The organism is Psychroflexus sediminis (assembly GCF_900099815.1).
Classification (GTDB): Bacteria; Bacteroidota; Bacteroidia; order Flavobacteriales; family Flavobacteriaceae; genus Psychroflexus; species Psychroflexus sediminis.
Genome location: NZ_FNCW01000022.1, coordinates 1 through 16,242, shown reverse-complemented (window position 1 = coordinate 16,242; position 16,242 = coordinate 1). Strand labels below are relative to the sequence as shown.

General features: G+C 40.1%; 10 protein-coding genes, 2 tRNA genes and 1 rRNA gene. 7 read left to right on the top strand and 6 right to left on the bottom strand.

Going from position 1 to position 16,242, the window contains the following annotated elements:
- Positions 1 to 355 precede the first annotated feature (355 nt).
- The 5 genes from rrf to BLP81_RS13145 all read left to right on the top strand — a co-directional run bounded on the left by rrf (position 356) and on the right by BLP81_RS13145 (position 4,245).
- A 5S ribosomal RNA gene (gene rrf / locus BLP81_RS13165) occupies positions 356 to 464 on the top strand.
- A 379-nt stretch (positions 465 to 843) separates the two neighbouring features.
- The gene (gene mutS, locus BLP81_RS13160) at positions 844 to 3,426 is read left to right on the top strand and encodes a DNA mismatch repair protein MutS (protein ID WP_093370339.1); all 2,583 of its coding nucleotides are present in this window, start codon (positions 844 to 846) and stop codon (positions 3,424 to 3,426) included.
- Positions 3,427 to 3,498: 72 nt separating this feature from the next.
- Positions 3,499 to 3,570 (top strand) — tRNA-Gly (locus tag BLP81_RS13155).
- 6 nt (positions 3,571 to 3,576) lie between these two features.
- A tRNA-Leu gene (locus BLP81_RS13150) sits at positions 3,577 to 3,661 on the top strand.
- 44 nt (positions 3,662 to 3,705) lie between these two features.
- The gene (locus BLP81_RS13145) at positions 3,706 to 4,245 is read left to right on the top strand and encodes an RNA methyltransferase (protein WP_093370334.1); all 540 of its coding nucleotides are present in this window, start codon (positions 3,706 to 3,708) and stop codon (positions 4,243 to 4,245) included.
- Here BLP81_RS13145 and uvrB read toward each other — a convergent pair.
- The 5 genes from uvrB to BLP81_RS13120 form a co-directional block, all read right to left on the bottom strand.
- Positions 4,242 to 6,248 carry an excinuclease ABC subunit UvrB gene (uvrB, locus tag BLP81_RS13140; protein WP_093370330.1) on the bottom strand — a complete coding sequence of 669 codons (2,007 nt, stop codon included), beginning with the start codon at positions 6,246 to 6,248 and terminating at the stop codon, positions 4,242 to 4,244. The genes BLP81_RS13145 and uvrB overlap by 4 nt on opposite strands.
- Before the next feature lie 113 nt (positions 6,249 to 6,361).
- Entirely contained in the window at positions 6,362 to 7,063 is a 702-nt protein-coding gene (locus BLP81_RS13135) for an SIMPL domain-containing protein (RefSeq protein WP_093370326.1), read from the bottom strand.
- A gap of 23 nt (positions 7,064 to 7,086) precedes the next feature.
- Positions 7,087 to 9,678 carry a T9SS type B sorting domain-containing protein gene (locus BLP81_RS13130; protein WP_245686476.1) on the bottom strand — a complete coding sequence of 864 codons (2,592 nt, stop codon included), beginning with the start codon at positions 9,676 to 9,678 and terminating at the stop codon, positions 7,087 to 7,089.
- A 26-nt stretch (positions 9,679 to 9,704) separates the two neighbouring features.
- Positions 9,705 to 10,529 carry an ABC transporter permease gene (locus BLP81_RS13125; protein WP_093370316.1) on the bottom strand — a complete coding sequence of 275 codons (825 nt, stop codon included), beginning with the start codon at positions 10,527 to 10,529 and terminating at the stop codon, positions 9,705 to 9,707.
- 9 nt (positions 10,530 to 10,538) lie between these two features.
- Complete coding sequence (locus BLP81_RS13120; protein ID WP_093370311.1) at positions 10,539 to 11,438, bottom strand: ABC transporter ATP-binding protein; 900 nt, start codon at positions 11,436 to 11,438, stop codon at positions 10,539 to 10,541.
- Positions 11,439 to 11,526: 88 nt separating this feature from the next.
- Between BLP81_RS13120 and BLP81_RS13115 the strand changes: the two genes are divergently transcribed.
- Complete coding sequence (locus BLP81_RS13115) at positions 11,527 to 12,573, top strand: hypothetical protein (RefSeq protein ID WP_093370306.1); 1,047 nt, start codon at positions 11,527 to 11,529, stop codon at positions 12,571 to 12,573.
- 77 nt (positions 12,574 to 12,650) lie between these two features.
- Positions 12,651 to 14,591: a M1 family metallopeptidase gene (locus BLP81_RS13110; protein WP_093370302.1), complete on the top strand. Its 1,941-nt coding sequence runs from the start codon at positions 12,651 to 12,653 to the stop codon at positions 14,589 to 14,591.
- 317 nt (positions 14,592 to 14,908) lie between these two features.
- Here BLP81_RS13110 and fabD read toward each other — a convergent pair whose 3' ends face one another.
- Positions 14,909 to 15,793, bottom strand: coding sequence for an ACP S-malonyltransferase (gene fabD / locus BLP81_RS13105; RefSeq protein ID WP_093370297.1), 885 nt, complete (start codon positions 15,791 to 15,793; stop codon positions 14,909 to 14,911).
- Between the last annotated feature and the right edge of the window lie 449 nt (positions 15,794 to 16,242).

Below are 16,242 nucleotides of genomic sequence, written 5' to 3'. Positions count from 1 at the left end.
GACGATGGGGTTGATAGGTCACAGGTGTAAAGGCAGTAATGTCATAGCCAAGTGATACTAATTATCCGAAGAGCTTATCTATGAAGATGATTATTATTTTAATTCCTTACTTCAGACTCTAAAGAGCAAAGCCATTACCCTGCAATTCTTATATATTTTTATTATGTCAACTTATTAGAAGTGAGATGTTAGAGAATAGACATCAGATATGAGACATTAGATTAAAAGACCAGTGGGTCCAAAAATCTAATAGCTGAAGTCCAATATCTACAATCTACTATCTCCTTTAGAGCTTAAGGTGGTTATAGCTCCCGATAGTTATCGGGAGGTACTCCCCTCTAAAGCCTTTAAAATTTAAGGTGGTTATAGCAACGGGGCTCACCTCTTCCCATTCCGAACAGAGCAGTTAAGCCCGTTAGCGCCGATGGTACTACATACCGTGGAAGAGTAGGTCGCCGCCTTCTTTATAGAAAAACCCTGACTTTTTAGTCGGGGTTTTCTTGTTTAAAAAACTGCCCTTCGCTTAGTTAATGAGCTGGCATGACCTTCAATATAAATAATCATCAGTGTGGAAGAGCCCCGAAGCACAGCGTTTTCGGGATTAAACCAGCCTTGTCCGGACTGGCAGGTTCCTGCAGCTGTTCATACAGCCTTACACTTGTATTCACAGGTAGTCATTGAATAGGTCGCCGCCTTCTTTATACTAAACCCTTAATTACTTACGTAATTAAGGGTTTTTTTATTTAAGTAGTTGAGGCATATAGATGATTTTCCTTGTACAATTTAGTATTTTAGCTTTAAAAAATCGTGGCTAAATCTAAGTCTCCCAAGACAACCCCTTTAATGAAACAATACAATACCATCAAGGCTAAATATCCTGATGCGATGTTGTTATTTAGAGTTGGAGATTTTTACGAAACCTTCGGAGAAGACGCCGTTTCCGCCTCTCGAATTCTCAATATTGTTCTGACCAATAGAAATAATGGAGGGGAACGTTCAGAGCTTGCCGGATTTCCACACCATTCCCTAAACACCTACTTGCCAAAACTCGTTAAAGCCGGCTTAAGAGTGGCTATTTGCGATCAACTTGAAGATCCAAAGCAAACCAAAACAATTGTCAAACGAGGCGTTACCGAATTGATTACCCCCGGGGTATCCTTTAATGATGATGTCTTATCTAGAAATGACAACAATTTCTTATGCGCTATTGTGTCAGGACCTAAAGATAATTATGGCATTTCTTTTCTAGATGTTTCAACAGGTGAATTTCTGGTTTCTGAAGGCAGTCTCGAAGATGTTGATAAATTAATTCAGAATTTTTCACCAAGCGAAATCCTGATTTCAAAAAAGCAAAAAACTTTATTCGCCGGTCAGCTAGGAAGTCAGCAGCCTTATTTTTATATAGAAGACTGGGTGTTTAAATATGATTTTTCCAATAATCTCATCAATTCTCATTTTAAAACAACTTCAGTTAAGGGCTTCGGTATCCAGGATTACCATGAGGGCTTGATCGCTTCAGGTGCTATTCTTCATTACTTATCTGAAACCAATCATGCACAGCTTCAGCATATCAATAACTTATCCCGAATCCCTAAAGAAGACTATGTGTGGATGGACAAGTTTACCATTAGGAATCTCGAATTATACCAATCCACAACTTCAGAAGGAGTTTCACTAATCGATATCATAGACAAAACGATATCAGCCATGGGCAGCCGACTTTTAAAACGCTGGCTGGCCTTTCCTTTAAAGACGGCCTACAAAATAAATCAGCGTTTGGAAACGGTTGATTTTCTGAAAAATCATCCCGACCTCCAAAACCAAGTCAGGTCCTATTTGAAAGAAATCAACGATTTAGAACGCCTGGTCTCCAAGATTGCGACACAAAAAATAAATCCCCGGGAGCTTCTTCAGCTAAAAAATTCCCTGGATATTATCAACTCGGCGAAGGACACTCTGGAAAAATCTAAACATGAATCTCTGGTGACTATTGCAGACCACCTGAATCCGTGTGATGTTTTAAGATCCAAAATTGACTCCTCCATCTCAGAAGAGCCTCCGGTCAATATTTTAAAAGGAAATGCTATTAAATCTGGCTTTTCCGATGAACTAGACGAGTATCGCCGTATCGCCTTTTCAGGGCATGATTATCTCGATGAAATGCTCGATGCTGAATCTAAAGACACAGGGATCCCAAGTCTTAAGATTGGCAGTAACAATGTGTACGGTTATTATTTCGAAGTTAGACATACGCATAAAGATAAGGTTCCGGCAAACTGGACGAGAAAGCAAACTTTAGTCAATGCAGAGCGCTATATCACCGAGGAATTAAAGGTTTACGAAGAGAAGATTCTCTCTGCAGAAGAGAAAATTTCAGGTTTAGAGCAAAAGCTTTTTCAGGACCTTGTGATTTGGACTCAGGATTATATGAAAGTCATTCAGCAAAATGCCTTTCAGATCGCTCAGCTGGATTGTCTTTCTGGATTTGCTCAGCTTGCTCTGGAGCACAATTACGCTAAGCCAAGCATAAACGAGGGTTTTGAATTATCTATACAGGAAGGAAGACATCCTGTAATCGAAATGCAGCTCAAAGCTGAAGAAGAATATATCAGTAATGACCTGTATTTAGATCAGGAGACTGATCAAATTATCATGATTACAGGCCCCAATATGAGTGGTAAGTCGGCTTTGTTAAGACAAACGGCTCTTATTGTCTTACTGGCTCAAATGGGAAGTTTTGTCCCGGCTACTTCAGCAGAAATCGGCCTGGTAGATAAGATATTTACCCGTGTTGGCGCGAGTGATAATATTTCGATGGGAGAATCTACTTTTATGGTAGAGATGAACGAATCGGCAAGCATTTTAAATAACCTGTCCAGCAGAAGCCTTGTGCTTTTAGATGAAATTGGCAGAGGAACCAGTACTTACGACGGGATTTCGATTGCCTGGGCTATAGCTGAGTTTTTGCATGAACACCCCAGCAAGGCTAAAACATTATTTGCCACGCATTACCACGAACTCAATGAGATGTCCAAGCAATTTGACAGAATCAAAAATTTCAATGTATCTGTAAAGGAGTTAAAGGATAAGGTCTTATTTCTAAGAAAACTCGTTCCGGGCGGAAGTGAGCACAGTTTCGGAATCCATGTGGCTAAAATGGCGGGAATGCCACAGTATGTGATTCAAAAAGCGAATACTATTTTGAAGAAATTGGAATCATTAAGAGATACCACTGAAGATTCTGCTTCCTTAAAACAGGCGGTACAGCCTGAGCCTCAGTTGAGTTTTTATAATATGGATGATCCTCTGCTTGAGCAGATTAAGGATGAGATTCTGAGGCTTGATATCGATACGCTGACTCCTGTTGAAGCTTTGATGAAGCTTAATGAAATCAAGCGTTTGATAGCGCCCAAAGCCAAGAAGTAATTTTATTATATTTTAGCGAAAAGGTTTTGACAAATCAATTAATATATTAAATTTGCACTCGCAATAATTAATGCGAAAGTAGCTCAGGGGTAGAGCATCACCTTGCCAAGGTGAGGGTCGCGGGTTCAAATCCCGTCTTTCGCTCTTTCCGCTCGGATGGTGGAATTGGTAGACACGTTGGACTTAAAATCCAATGACCATTGCGGTCGTGCGGGTTCAAGTCCCGCTCCGAGTACGAACCCTTTGAGAGATCAAAGGGTTTTTTTATTAAAACAGGTTATGCCAAGAAAATTAAAAAACAGTGAGCTGGTTCGCAAAACCGATGATGAGTTTAAAGCCTCGTCTAAGACGCCATTGATTTTAATTTTGGACAACATCAGAAGTCTTAATAATATTGGCTCTGTGTTTCGAACCGCCGATGCTTTTTTGATACAAAAGATTTACCTGTGCGGCATAACCGCTATACCTCCCCATAAAGATATTCAAAAAACAGCTTTAGGTGCCACACAAACGGTAGATTGGTTGTATAGAGAAAATACACTAGAGCTTATTCAGGAATTAAAAGAAAACGGGATCAAGGTCATGTCCATTGAACAGGCAGAAGATTCAGTTTCTCTGGAGGAGTTTAACCCCGAGCAAAATCTAACCTATGCTTTTGTTTTCGGAAATGAAGTTAAAGGCGTGCAACAGGCGGTTGTTGATGCTTCTGATGCCGTTCTTGAAATTCCACAGCTTGGCACAAAGCATTCGTTGAATATTTCAGTTACTGCGGGTGTGTGTGTGTGGGACTTTATGTCGAAAATTCAGTTTAAATCTTAAGCTTTCTCCTTTTCCAGTTTTTCCTGAAGCATTTTTAATTCGTCTCTGAACCTTGCAGCTTCCATAAAATCCAAATCTTTTGCCGCTTTTTCCATAGACTTCCTTACCAGGGTCATTCTCTTTTTTAAATCTGTGGCATTGTAATTTTCTGCAGCTTCTTCAGCAGCCTGTAAAGTCGGTGTTTCAATAACTTCGTAAGGCTTTTCTTTTTTACCGCTTAAAGCTGAATGGTGAGATTTTTTAAGCGCCTGAGGCGTAATGTTATGTTTGGTGTTGTATTCGATTTGTTTCGATCTCCTGTATTCGGTTTGATCTATGGTTTTTTGCATGCTATCCGTAATCTTATCGGCATAAAGAATCGCCTTCCCTTCCAGATGACGCGCAGCACGACCTATGGTTTGCGTCAGGGTTCTATTACTTCTCAGGAAACCTTCCTTATCCGCATCCAGAATGGCAACCAAAGACACTTCTGGTAAATCCAAGCCTTCCCTCAACAAGTTTACGCCCACCAGCACATCAAACACCCCCTTTCGTAAATCAGACATGATTTCCACACGTTCCAGGGTATCTATGTCACTGTGAATATAGCGTGTTCTGATTTTTACTCTAGTCAGGTATTTGGTGAGTTCTTCAGCCATACGTTTGGTCAGTGTCGTGACTAAAATACGCTGATCTTTATCAACGCGCTTATTAATTTCCTCGATCAAATCGTCGATTTGGTTTTGACTTGGTTTTACCTCAATTACAGGATCCAGTAAGCCTGTCGGACGTATAACCTGTTCCACATACACCCCGTCGCATTTTTGAAGTTCATAATCTGCAGGAGTCGCACTTACATAGACCACTTGATTCTGCAGGGCTTCATACTCTTCAAGTCTTAAAGGCCGATTATCCATAGCTGCCGGTAGTCTGAATCCGTAATCGACTAAATTCTCTTTCCTGGATCGGTCGCCCCCGTACATGGCCCCAACTTGTGGAATGGTCACGTGACTTTCATCCACTATCATCAAATAATCATCCGGGAAATAATCCAATAAGCAGAAGGGTCTTGTTCCAGGCTGTCTCCCATCCAAGTATCTGGAGTAATTTTCAATACCAGAACAATAGCCTAGTTCTTTGATCATTTCCAGATCGAAATTGGTCCGCTCCTCAATTCGTTTGGCTTCCAGAGGTTTCCCGATTTCTTTGAAATAGTCTATCTGCTTGCCCAGATCAATGGCGATCTGATCGATGGCAGAATTCAATACCTCAGGCGAAGTCACAAATATATTGGCAGGATAAATATTCAGCTTATCATACTTGGCGATGATTTCATTGGATTCCACATTAAAGGCTTCAATTTCTTCAATCTCATCTCCAAAAAAATGTATGCGGTAGGCGTGGTCAGCGTAACCAGGAAAAATATCCAGGGTATCTCCTTTTATTCTGAAATTACCTCGGTTAAACTGAACTTCGGTTCTGGAATATAGACTCTGAACCAAACGCTGAAGCAGTTTTGTTCTTGGAATCTGCTGATCCACTTCAACTGAAATGACATTTTTCTGAAATTCAACCGGGTTTCCAATACCATAAAGGCAACTTACGGAGGCTACGACTAAAACATCGCGTCGACCTGAAAGCAAAGAGGAGGTGGTGCTTAACCTGAGTTTTTCAATCTCATCATTGATCGATAAATCCTTTTCAATATAAGTTCCACTAGAGGGAATGAAGGCTTCAGGCTGATAATAATCGTAATAAGACACAAAATATTCAATCGCATTCTCTGGGAAGAAAGCTTTGAATTCAGAATATAACTGAGCTGCAAGGGTTTTATTGTGAGCGAGAACCAGGGTAGGTTTTTGGACACTTTCAACGACATTGGCCATAGTAAATGTCTTTCCAGAGCCTGTAACACCCAGTAAAGTTTGGTAGCGCTCATCGCTATTGAGACCTTTTATCAACTTTTCAATGGCCTGTGGCTGATCTCCGGTAGGTTTAAAGTCTGACTTTAAATTGAATTTCATTCAAATTTATTTTTGCGAAGATACCTCGCTTCCAAGTCAACACAAAGTCGAAGCTCTTCCTTTGGCATTAATTTCACATGTATGAAATTCAGAAGACAGATCAGGAAAAATCCTTATTTTAAAACAAATCTTATCAGGACGTCGCTGTTGATTTTAAACTGATCGAAAGAAAGATTTGTAGTTGCTGCTTCTTCCCGGTTACCGGTCGTATTACTTCTGACCTGCATGCCTGAAGCTTGATTTTGCATGGCATAGATGTAGGAATTGGTCTCAGAAATAAAAAGCGCCTGGCCAAGTTCCTGATCTATAGCCTTAGCCATGGCTTGAGCATTTCTCATGGCATTGGTGACAGCTTTTGCTTTCATTGAAGTTTTGAATTCTTCAATTTTCGAATGTTCAGTTTTGGTTAAGTTGACATTGGCTATGCCGATTTTCTGTAAGCTTCTTAAAACCTCACCCAGGGTAGAAGCCTTATACACCAGAAGGGTGTACTGCTTGGTTTTTAGCACTTTCTGGCCTGAGAAAAAGTAAGACTTGAAATCGCTACTCGCATCAGCCACAAAAAGTTGTTTGTCAATATTGATATCGAGCTTTTTAAATTCAGAAATCAGTTGCTGTTCCAATTCTTCAACACTTGAATTACCGCTGGTTTCTTCTTCAGAAATAGTAATGCCCAGATAAATGCGGTCCGGAGTTACCAGGGTGTCAGCCGTCCCTTTTACTTCAATATAAGGCTGATCGATAAAGTTTTTTTGCTGAGAATAGAGACTTGAGCAAAAAAAGAGAACAAGGGAAAGGCTTAAAATAAGTTTCATAGGATTGAATTTTGATTATAAAATTAGCGTTTTAAAGTGAAGCTTCCTGTTTTAATAACACCTTCTGTTAAACGCACCCGATACCAATAGTCATCCTCTGGCATTTTCCTGCCATTATAGGTCCCATCCCAGCCGCTGTCTTTATTTGTAAAAGTAGTCATAAGTTTCCCGTACCTATCATAAACCTGCAGCAGGATATCTTCCTGGTTATTTTCTAACAGACCACCTATTTGCCACTTATCGTTTATGCCATCTCCGTTGGGGGTGAAAAACGCCATGATACCAATAACCCCGATGGTCTTTTCCGATATGCCACAGCCTGATTTATCTCTGACATAAACTGTATAAATACCAGGGTTTAAATTTTCAAAAACGTTTTCATCCTGAAAATTGAGGGGTTGTTCAAGCGCAAATTCATAATCACCAAGGCTAAATGGATCCACGTTTATTTGAATGGATTTATCGTTGCCGCCGTCATCAACATCAACCGAAAAAGAAGCTAAACCAGATTCAGTTACGATAAAGGTTTTTCTAAGGCTACACTCAGCACCCTTTACATTGATATTAACAAAATATTCTCCGCCGGAATTCACTGATATTTGAGAGGAAATCTCCCCTGTGGACCATAAGTAATCATATGCAGCCGGGTCATCCCCTTCGTTTAAAGCACTGATTTCAAAAGGTTCGGGGAAATCTTCAATACAATAGAAGAGCGTTTCATCAGCGGTATCAATATCAGGCAAATTCTGAAATAGGAGTTCAAATTCAACAAGGGAATTACAGACGCCAAATGTGGATATATCAACAAACAGAGAACTTAGATTTTCACTGTTTTCAAAATTGGATGTGACCTGAATGGGACTGTTTCCTGAGCTGGCATCAGCCAAGGATCTGTAAAGTTTGACATCAATTTCGTTCACACTTAGATTGACCTGTTCACTTAACTTCTCCCGGATTTCAGTTAAATCGTACACCGCGTTACTATCAGGGGCTTTACAGGTTAATAGCTGATCGTCGCTATACGCCGGACTTTTATTGAACGTGATCTGAGCCACCCCAATTAACGGACAGTCACCATTTCCAGGATCTACCTCCAAACGGTATTTTTCCTGAAGTGGAAAACTTGCAGTGGAGTCGATAGTAATATTTAAAACAGGACCTGTTTCATTGTTTAAAACAACTCCATTTTTTGACCAGGTATAAGTTGCATTAGGGAGGTCATCATATTTCAATTCATAACTGTATTGATCACAAAGTGCCACCTGTTCAATGACTTCATTATTAGGTGAATCGACTAGTGGAATTCTTTTACTAAAAAGAGATTGAATAAACGGAGGCAGGCCAGCACTTGCAAATCTTCCATTAAGGGATATCGCTCCCTGGTTAGTTTGTTGCGAATAATTTACATCTTCTCCAATCGCATTGGGATTATTGATAACTCCTAGTGAGGCTCTGCCATCTAGTGAATGATAGATCTTTCCATCTGGACCAAGTTGCAGGGCGTTAAACAATTCACTTGAATCGGTAATCACTATTTTAGAATTCGGAATGTCACTACGCTCTAGATTCCATTGGAGTATCTTTGAAGAGTCTATTATTTCAGACACAACTGCATAAGCTTTAGTTCCGTCCTGAGAGAATTCGACTCCGTAGGCATTGACATTTCCAATCAGCTCAGTTGGATTTGATATTTTTCCAGTAGAATTATCAAAGTCATATAAAAAAACAGATCCATCTCTTCCATCTTCATAATTTTCCCTGTTGAAAGTCTTTGAAAAATGAGCAGTTAATATTTTATCACCATTTGGAGAGGCTTTCAGATAACCTAAAGCACCTCTTCTGTATGAGGTAGTTGGGATATTTGGAAGAACCTGTGAAATTACCGGTGTTGGATCAGTACCAAGCCCAAACTCATCAATTAAAAAAGAGTAATATTTATCTTTAAAGTGTGTAATCACCCATACTGAATTACAGTCACTGCCTCTCACTGCTGTGATTTTCTCTGAAGCCTTGTATTTTATGTCTTCAGAATCATTTGGATCAAAGGTAACAAGTTCATTATTCCTTTCACCGGCGACAACATCACCAAGACCGCTGCGTAAACTCATATCTACAATGGAATAATTCAATCCATTATTAAAGCCATCATCATCTCTAGGAATAATTCCGGTATCATCGTAAGATGGAGTGCTATTTCCATTACTATCTGCGGGACCCTGGCTAGGGTAAGCATTTGCATTATTATGATGTGGCTCATCAATCGTAAATACAAAATAAAGATCGGAATCTGTAGGATGTGGAACAATTAGGCCACTGGATGTACTTGAGGGATCGCCATTCAATCCTGTATTATTAAAGTAGTCGGCATTAGGCATGATTTGGTGGTTTCTATTCCAAATGGTTCTCCCGTCGGTATACATCAAAAGATTACCATTGGAATCTGAGATGGAAGAACAGCCTTCGCTTGTACTGAGTTCTCCATCTGTTAAGGCTGTAGGTGGATTTGTATTGAAAGTAATCCCGGCATTTCTTCCAAAATACCAGTTATTAGCTTCCCCCTGAGCATACATCTTTAAACTCAAAAAGAAAAATAATACCGGCAGGAATTTATACAAAAGTGAAATTTTACCTCAAATATAATTTAAAGATCTCTCTTTTGTAAAAGTTTCCAGGAGGAATAGACAAATATGAAACTCCAGCCCATAACAATTAAAATAGCCGACCACTCCACATCGTAGGATTTTGTGAATTCTGAATTTAGTTGGGTTGCTGCCGACTTTACAATACCCAATCTGGTAAAAGGTTCTATGATTAAATTGCTCATAGATTGCAGGGGTAAAAAGTTGAGGATAAAATCTAAAGATTCAGCCTGGAATTTGACAAATAACTGGACAATCCCTTCAAAAATCCAGAGCAGGAAAAGAAATCCCAAGGCAAAGGCCGAGCGTTTAAGCAAAATCCCAAAAAACAAACACAGGGAGAAAAAACCGACTAATTTTAAAAAATAGGCGAAGATGTATTCAAGATCAGAAAAAACAATATTGAATTCATCATAATCAGAAAAAATCAATCCTAAGATAAGACTCACGATAAACAAAAGAAGGGTTGAGGCAAGAGCAAAGCCTAAAACGCCATAAAACTTAGATAAAATGAATTCTTTCTTGCTTAAGCCATCTATGAGGTTTTGCTTTAAAGTTCTGTTGGTGTATTCACTGGAAACCATGGATACGATGACGACAGCGAGGAATAATTTTAAAAAAGCGACAAAGTAGGCATTGAAATGCCAGATGAAGGGGAAATTGAAAATCCCCTGATCGGCTAACCTGAAATCGATGGAACCAAAGTTGAATTTGATAGAGGCAAACAAGGCAATGGCACTGAACAGAATGAAATAAATCAAACTCAGGATTTTAGCTGCTTTGTTATTTTTTAGTTTGTGGAATTCTATAAGAAAAAGTCTTTTCATTGTCCGGGCTTATTGATTCTTGGTTAATTTTAAAAACTGCTCTTCCAGAGTTTCTTTCCGTTTCACAAGATGTGTGAGTAGAATTCCTTTTTCGAAGCATTCTTTATTGATTAATTTAGCTTCGTAAGGCTGGGCTAAGATGGCTTTGATTAAGTCGTTGTCTGCTTCATCATAACGTTCGATAGCTGAATGCGTTTCGAGAAATGATTTTAATTCGTCTTTATGTTCGCTTTTCAATTCAAAAAAACCATGCGTAGCATTCAATTCGTCTACAGGTCCTGAGTACAATTTCTTTCCATTTCTGATTACCACAACATGTGAGCACACCTTTTCAACTTCATCGAGCAGGTGAGAAGCCAGTAAAATCGTCATGCCCTCTGCGGCTATTCTCTTAATGATTTCTCGAATCTGATGGATACCCTGAGGATCCAAACCATTGGTAGGCTCATCTAAAATGAGAATTTCGGGATCGTTAAGCAAAGCTGAAGCAATAGCTAGCCGCTGCTTCATTCCCAGTGAATAGCTGCTGAAGTGATCCTTTTTTCTGTCGTGAAGATTTACAATTTCCAAAACCACATCTATTCTGGAATACTCCACACCCTTGATTTTGCAGACCAGTTTGAGATTATCCTCAGCACTCATGCTGGGATAAAAGTTGGGACTCTCAATTATAGCGCCTACTTTTTTCAGGGCTTCGTGTGTATTCATCTCCCCGTCAAACCATTCGAATGATCCAGAGGAGGGGTTAACCACATTGAGCACCATGCCTAAAGTGGTAGATTTTCCGCTGCCGTTTGGACCTAATATCCCATATACGTTTCCCTTTTGAATATTAAAAGTCAAAGCATCTACGGCGGTTAGACTTCCAAATTTTTTGGTAAGTTCTCTGAGTTTAAGAATAGTTTTCAAAGTCTGGAGTTTCTTATGAGACGAAAAGCACCGGCTGATGTTACATTTTAAGCTGGCAAATTTGCTACCTTTGAGAAAAAACTAGTCTATGCAAAAGAAACTCATGTCTAAAAAAAAGCCAACCTTTCCTATTAATGAGAATCTGAATAAATATTTGCAGACGTATAACAGGAACACCAAAATTCCGGTCTCTTACGATGATTTGCTGAGATTTTCCGGTTCCATTGTGGTTTATGACAGACATGATGAGGATACTTTATGGGTAAGATGTTATTATTCCGATTTCGATCGTGAAGAAATCGACAACAGCCTCAAGCGAGTGTATCTCATTCTTCACTCCGACGGGCGAAGTGAGCACATGGATTTTCTCAATGTGGACGCTATAGATTTCTGTACCTTCGGTAATTCCAAGCCCTTCCGAATTAAAATAAGAAATGTCCTGAATGACAACTTCACTTATTTCTATGTCAAAAAAGCAGATGCGTCAAGGATTTACGGGCTTGATTTTGAACATATTCTTTCTCCAAACCGGATCAATTTCCTGGTATATAAAGACACCCTAATCGAAGAGCATATTGCCGGAATTCCCGGGGATGTTTTTATCAAAGAGCAATTGCCGGAATGCAGCGACAGGGCCAGGAATGAAATCGCTAAGCAGTTTGTGAAGTTCGACGAGCGGTGTACGCTCAGACTTCTCGGTGATATGCGTTCTTATAATTACGTGGTTATTCCTACTCATGATTTTGACCATGTGGATTATAAAATTAGAGCCATCGATTTTGATCAGCAGAATTATGAAGGGAATTTGAAGGTTTATCAGCCTCATTTTTTCAAGGAAAACCGGCCTTTGGTAAAAATGGTTTCAGATTTATTACAGGACACCTCTGTAGAGCAATACCGTAAAGAGGAGCGCTCTCAGGTGGCTAAACGTCTCATCACATCAGAAAAACGCTTTAGAATGCTGATTCGCTGTATGATTAAAGACAGGGTGTCTACAGACGAGAATGTGAAAATGCTGAGGAGACAGCTAGTAGAATTTACCAGAGATATACGTTTCAAACGCTGCAAAACTATGGGGCACATTCTTAAAACCGCCCTGGATTTCGTGAAAAGGAATTACCTGGAAATAGAATAATTCAAACACCAGGCTTCACTTATTCTTGTTTTTTTTATTTTAGAGCTCAAATTCAAACATTTTCAAACCTTATATTTATGAACAAAATACATTTTCTATTTTCAGTTTTGGGCTTAAGCCTTTTGACGCTGCCCTCAGCTTTTGCTCAGCTGGACAATAATCAATCTCAATTCGACGAATTTATGGACAGGTCGGGTAATGTCTACAGGTCAGCCTCAGGTAAACCAGGTCCGGAATATTTTCAAAATGAAGCAGATTATACCATCAAAGCCGAATTAAATCCCGAGACCCATATCATCAGGGGTCAGATCACAATGACTTATACCAACAACAGTCCGGAAGATTTGGATTATATCTGGATGTATCTGGAACAAAACAGGTTTACAGAAGACTCCAGAGGAACCTTGACCACTCCAATAGGCGGCAATCGTTATGATGGCGATCCGCTGGAAGGTGTCAAAATTTCAAATCTAAAAGCTGAAGTCAGAAGATCGACCTCTTCAAAACACCTTATCTCCGATACGAGAATGCAGGTGTTTTTTGACAAACCCTTAAAGGCTGATGGTGGAGAAGCGGAAGTCTCCATGAATTTTGAATTCGAAGTTCCTGTTAACGGCATGGACAGAATGGGACGTCTTAGCACCAAGAATGGAGAGATTTATGCGATTGCACAATGGTTCCCACAGGTTGCCGTTTTTGATGATATCGAAGGCTGGAATGTGGAGCCTTACCTGGGTGCCGGAGAATTTTATTATGATTATGGTGAATTTGATGTTGAAATTACGGTTCCTCATAACTACCTGGTAGTGGCTTCCGGGGAATTACAAAACCCAAAAGACGTTTTGTCGTCTGAAGTTTACGATCGCTATAAAAAAGCCCTGGAAAGCGAAGAAACAGTGACTTTAATTTCTTCTGAAGAAATAGGTGATCCCGCTATGTTTGATAAGCAAAGTGGAACACAGACCTGGCATTATAAGATTGAAAACTCAAGAGATTTTGCCTTTGCTACTTCCAAAGCCTTTATATGGGATGCTGCACAGTTTGTGTTACCTAGTGGTAAAACCGGCCTGGCGCACTCTGCTTATCCTATAGAAAGCAACGGGCAAAATGCCTGGTCCAGATCTACAGAATACAGCAAGGCCTCCATAGAATATTATTCCAAAAAATGGTACGAATATCCTTATCCTGCAGCGGTCAATGTGGCAGCCGATATCGGCGGGATGGAATATCCGGGACTTAATTTTTGTAGCTGGAAAAGCACAGGAGCTGGCCTGTGGGGAGTGACCGATCACGAATTTGGTCATAACTGGTTTCCTATGATCGTGGGTAGTAATGAAAGACGATATGCCTGGATGGATGAAGGCTTTAATACATTCATCAATTATTACAGCACCAAAGCATTTAATGAGGGAGAATATCCTACAAGACTTAATCAGCCAAGAACACTTACGGGCTGGTTTTTAAGCGAAGAACGCGAGGGTATCGATACTTATCCGGATGTTGCTAACCTGAGAAATCTCGGAATGATTGCTTATTACAAACCTGCTTTAGGTCTGGTCACTTTAAGAGAATATATTCTCGGCGAGGAACGTTTTGACTATGCCTTTAAATCTTATATTGAGACCTGGGCATTTAAGCATCCTCAGCCTAAGGATTTCTTTAATCATATAGAAAATGCAGCTGGTGAAAATCTATCCTGGTTTTTTGAGGCCTGGTTTTATGGTACGGGAAATATCGATTTAGCAATTGATTCGCTGAGAAAACGAGAGGGCGCTTATTACCTCACAGTTTCGAACAGAGGGGATATTCCAATGCCGGTTCATATGCAAATCACCTTTGAAGATGGCACAACAGAAATGAAAAGCCTTCCTGTGGAAATCTGGCAGAGGGGAGATACCTGGACGCATAAATTTGAAGCTAAAAAGGACATAAAATCCATTGAAATAGATCCTGAAAAGATCTTACTTGACGTGAATTTCTCCAACGATTCATGGCCGGTGAATATTTATAAGGATTAATAGATAATCTTAACCAAAAAGCCTCGCTTCAGTTTGATGAAGCGAGGCTTTTTTAGTTTATATAAAAAAAGCTTTGAACCTGTAAGTTAATCTTCAAGTTGGGATCGCTTGGAGAAGATAACCTCATGAGTTATGAAGCATAAGAATTTTCGTTCACCTGAAGTCGGGTTAAAGGAGTTACTTCTTGGATCAGATAAAACAAAAAAAACCTCGAATGAGGTCTTTTTTTGTTTTGGTAGTCAATTTTGTGACAAATAACTTAGTATGGATTGTAATTTTCAAAAATTTCACTACTCACTACTCACTACTCACTACTTTTATAAACCAGAAATACTATCTGCGGTTACCTGTCTATCCACTTTTCTCAATAAGCCCTGGAGCACTTTTCCCGGACCCACTTCGGTAAAGTCAGTAGCACCGTCGGCAAGCATTTGTTTCATGGTTTGTGTCCACTTGACAGGAGCCGTCAATTGCTTGATCAAATTGATTTTGATTTCTTCGGGATCCGAAACCGCTGTGGTGGTGACGTTTTGATAGACCGGGCAATGAGGCGTATTGAACCTGGTAGATTCTATCGCTTTTGCCAATTCTTCTCTGGCGGGTTCCATGAGTGGCGAATGAAAGGCACCACCTACAGGGAGTAGTAAGGCTCGTTTTGCGCCTTTTTCTTTCATGGCTTCGCAAGCCTCCTCCACGGCCTGATGGGTTCCCGAAATCACCAGTTGGCCAGGGCAATTGTAATTGGCAGGAACCACAACCCCATCGATGTGTTTACAAACTTCTTCCACAATATCATCTTCCAGTCCAAGGACTGCAGCCATGGTCGAGGGATTGATTTCACAGGCTTTCTGCATGGCTAAAGCCCGTTTATGAACCAGCCTGAGGGCGTCTTCAAATTCCAAAGTTCCGTTGGCCACCAGAGCAGAAAATTCGCCTAGCGAATGGCCGGCTACCATGTCAGGCTGAAAAGAATCACCCAGAACTTTGCTTAAAATGACCGAATGCAAAAAGATAGCGGGTTGCGTGACTTTGGTTTCCTTGAGGTCTTCAGCCGTACCTTCAAACATGATTTTGGCAATGTTAAACCCAAGAATATCATTTGCCTGATGAAACAGAGTTCTTGCTTCTTCAGAAGTATTGTATAAGTCTTGTCCCATACCTGTAAATTGGGCGCCCTGCCCGGGAAATATGTATGCTTTCATAAGTGTTTTATTTGAATTGGATGTCAAAGATACTATTTTGAAGGATTTTGAAAGCATACTGAAAGAGTTCTCGGCTGAGTTTATCCTGAGTGATGGCGAAGGGCTCGGACTAGGTTCTCGGCTCTACTTCGTTTGCGCTCAGTACAGGCAGCTCGAACATAAAACATAAAAGAAATGCTAGAACTTCAAACAAGAATGGTTCCCGAGGGAGTTTATCCTGAGCGATAGTCGAAAGGCTCGAACTTGAAACAAGGAGAAATCCTGACTCTACTTCGTCTGCGCTCAGTGCAGGCAGCTCGAACTGGAAACAAATTGGGTTTTTTTATCAACCTGATGTTTGAACATCGAGCGGGTTCTCGACTCCGCTATTAGTTTTACATTTTATATTTATAAGAAGTTTAATCATATTAAATTTCTGAAAAACCAGAGGAGCAAGGTGAACTATCTCG

Excerpts from the sequence above, each read along its gene's own strand:
- mutS (WP_093370339.1), top strand. The coding sequence starts at position 844 with ATGAAACAATACAATACCATCAAGGCTAAATATCCTGATGCGATGTTG.
- BLP81_RS13145 (WP_093370334.1), top strand. The coding sequence starts at position 3,706 with ATGCCAAGAAAATTAAAAAACAGTGAGCTGGTTCGCAAAACCGATGAT.
- uvrB (WP_093370330.1), bottom strand. The coding sequence starts at position 6,248 with ATGAAATTCAATTTAAAGTCAGACTTTAAACCTACCGGAGATCAGCCA.
- BLP81_RS13135 (WP_093370326.1), bottom strand. The coding sequence starts at position 7,063 with ATGAAACTTATTTTAAGCCTTTCCCTTGTTCTCTTTTTTTGCTCAAGT.
- BLP81_RS13125 (WP_093370316.1), bottom strand. The coding sequence starts at position 10,529 with ATGAAAAGACTTTTTCTTATAGAATTCCACAAACTAAAAAATAACAAA.
- BLP81_RS13115 (WP_093370306.1), top strand. The coding sequence starts at position 11,527 with ATGCAAAAGAAACTCATGTCTAAAAAAAAGCCAACCTTTCCTATTAAT.
- BLP81_RS13110 (WP_093370302.1), top strand. The coding sequence starts at position 12,651 with ATGAACAAAATACATTTTCTATTTTCAGTTTTGGGCTTAAGCCTTTTG.
- fabD (WP_093370297.1), bottom strand. The coding sequence starts at position 15,793 with ATGAAAGCATACATATTTCCCGGGCAGGGCGCCCAATTTACAGGTATG.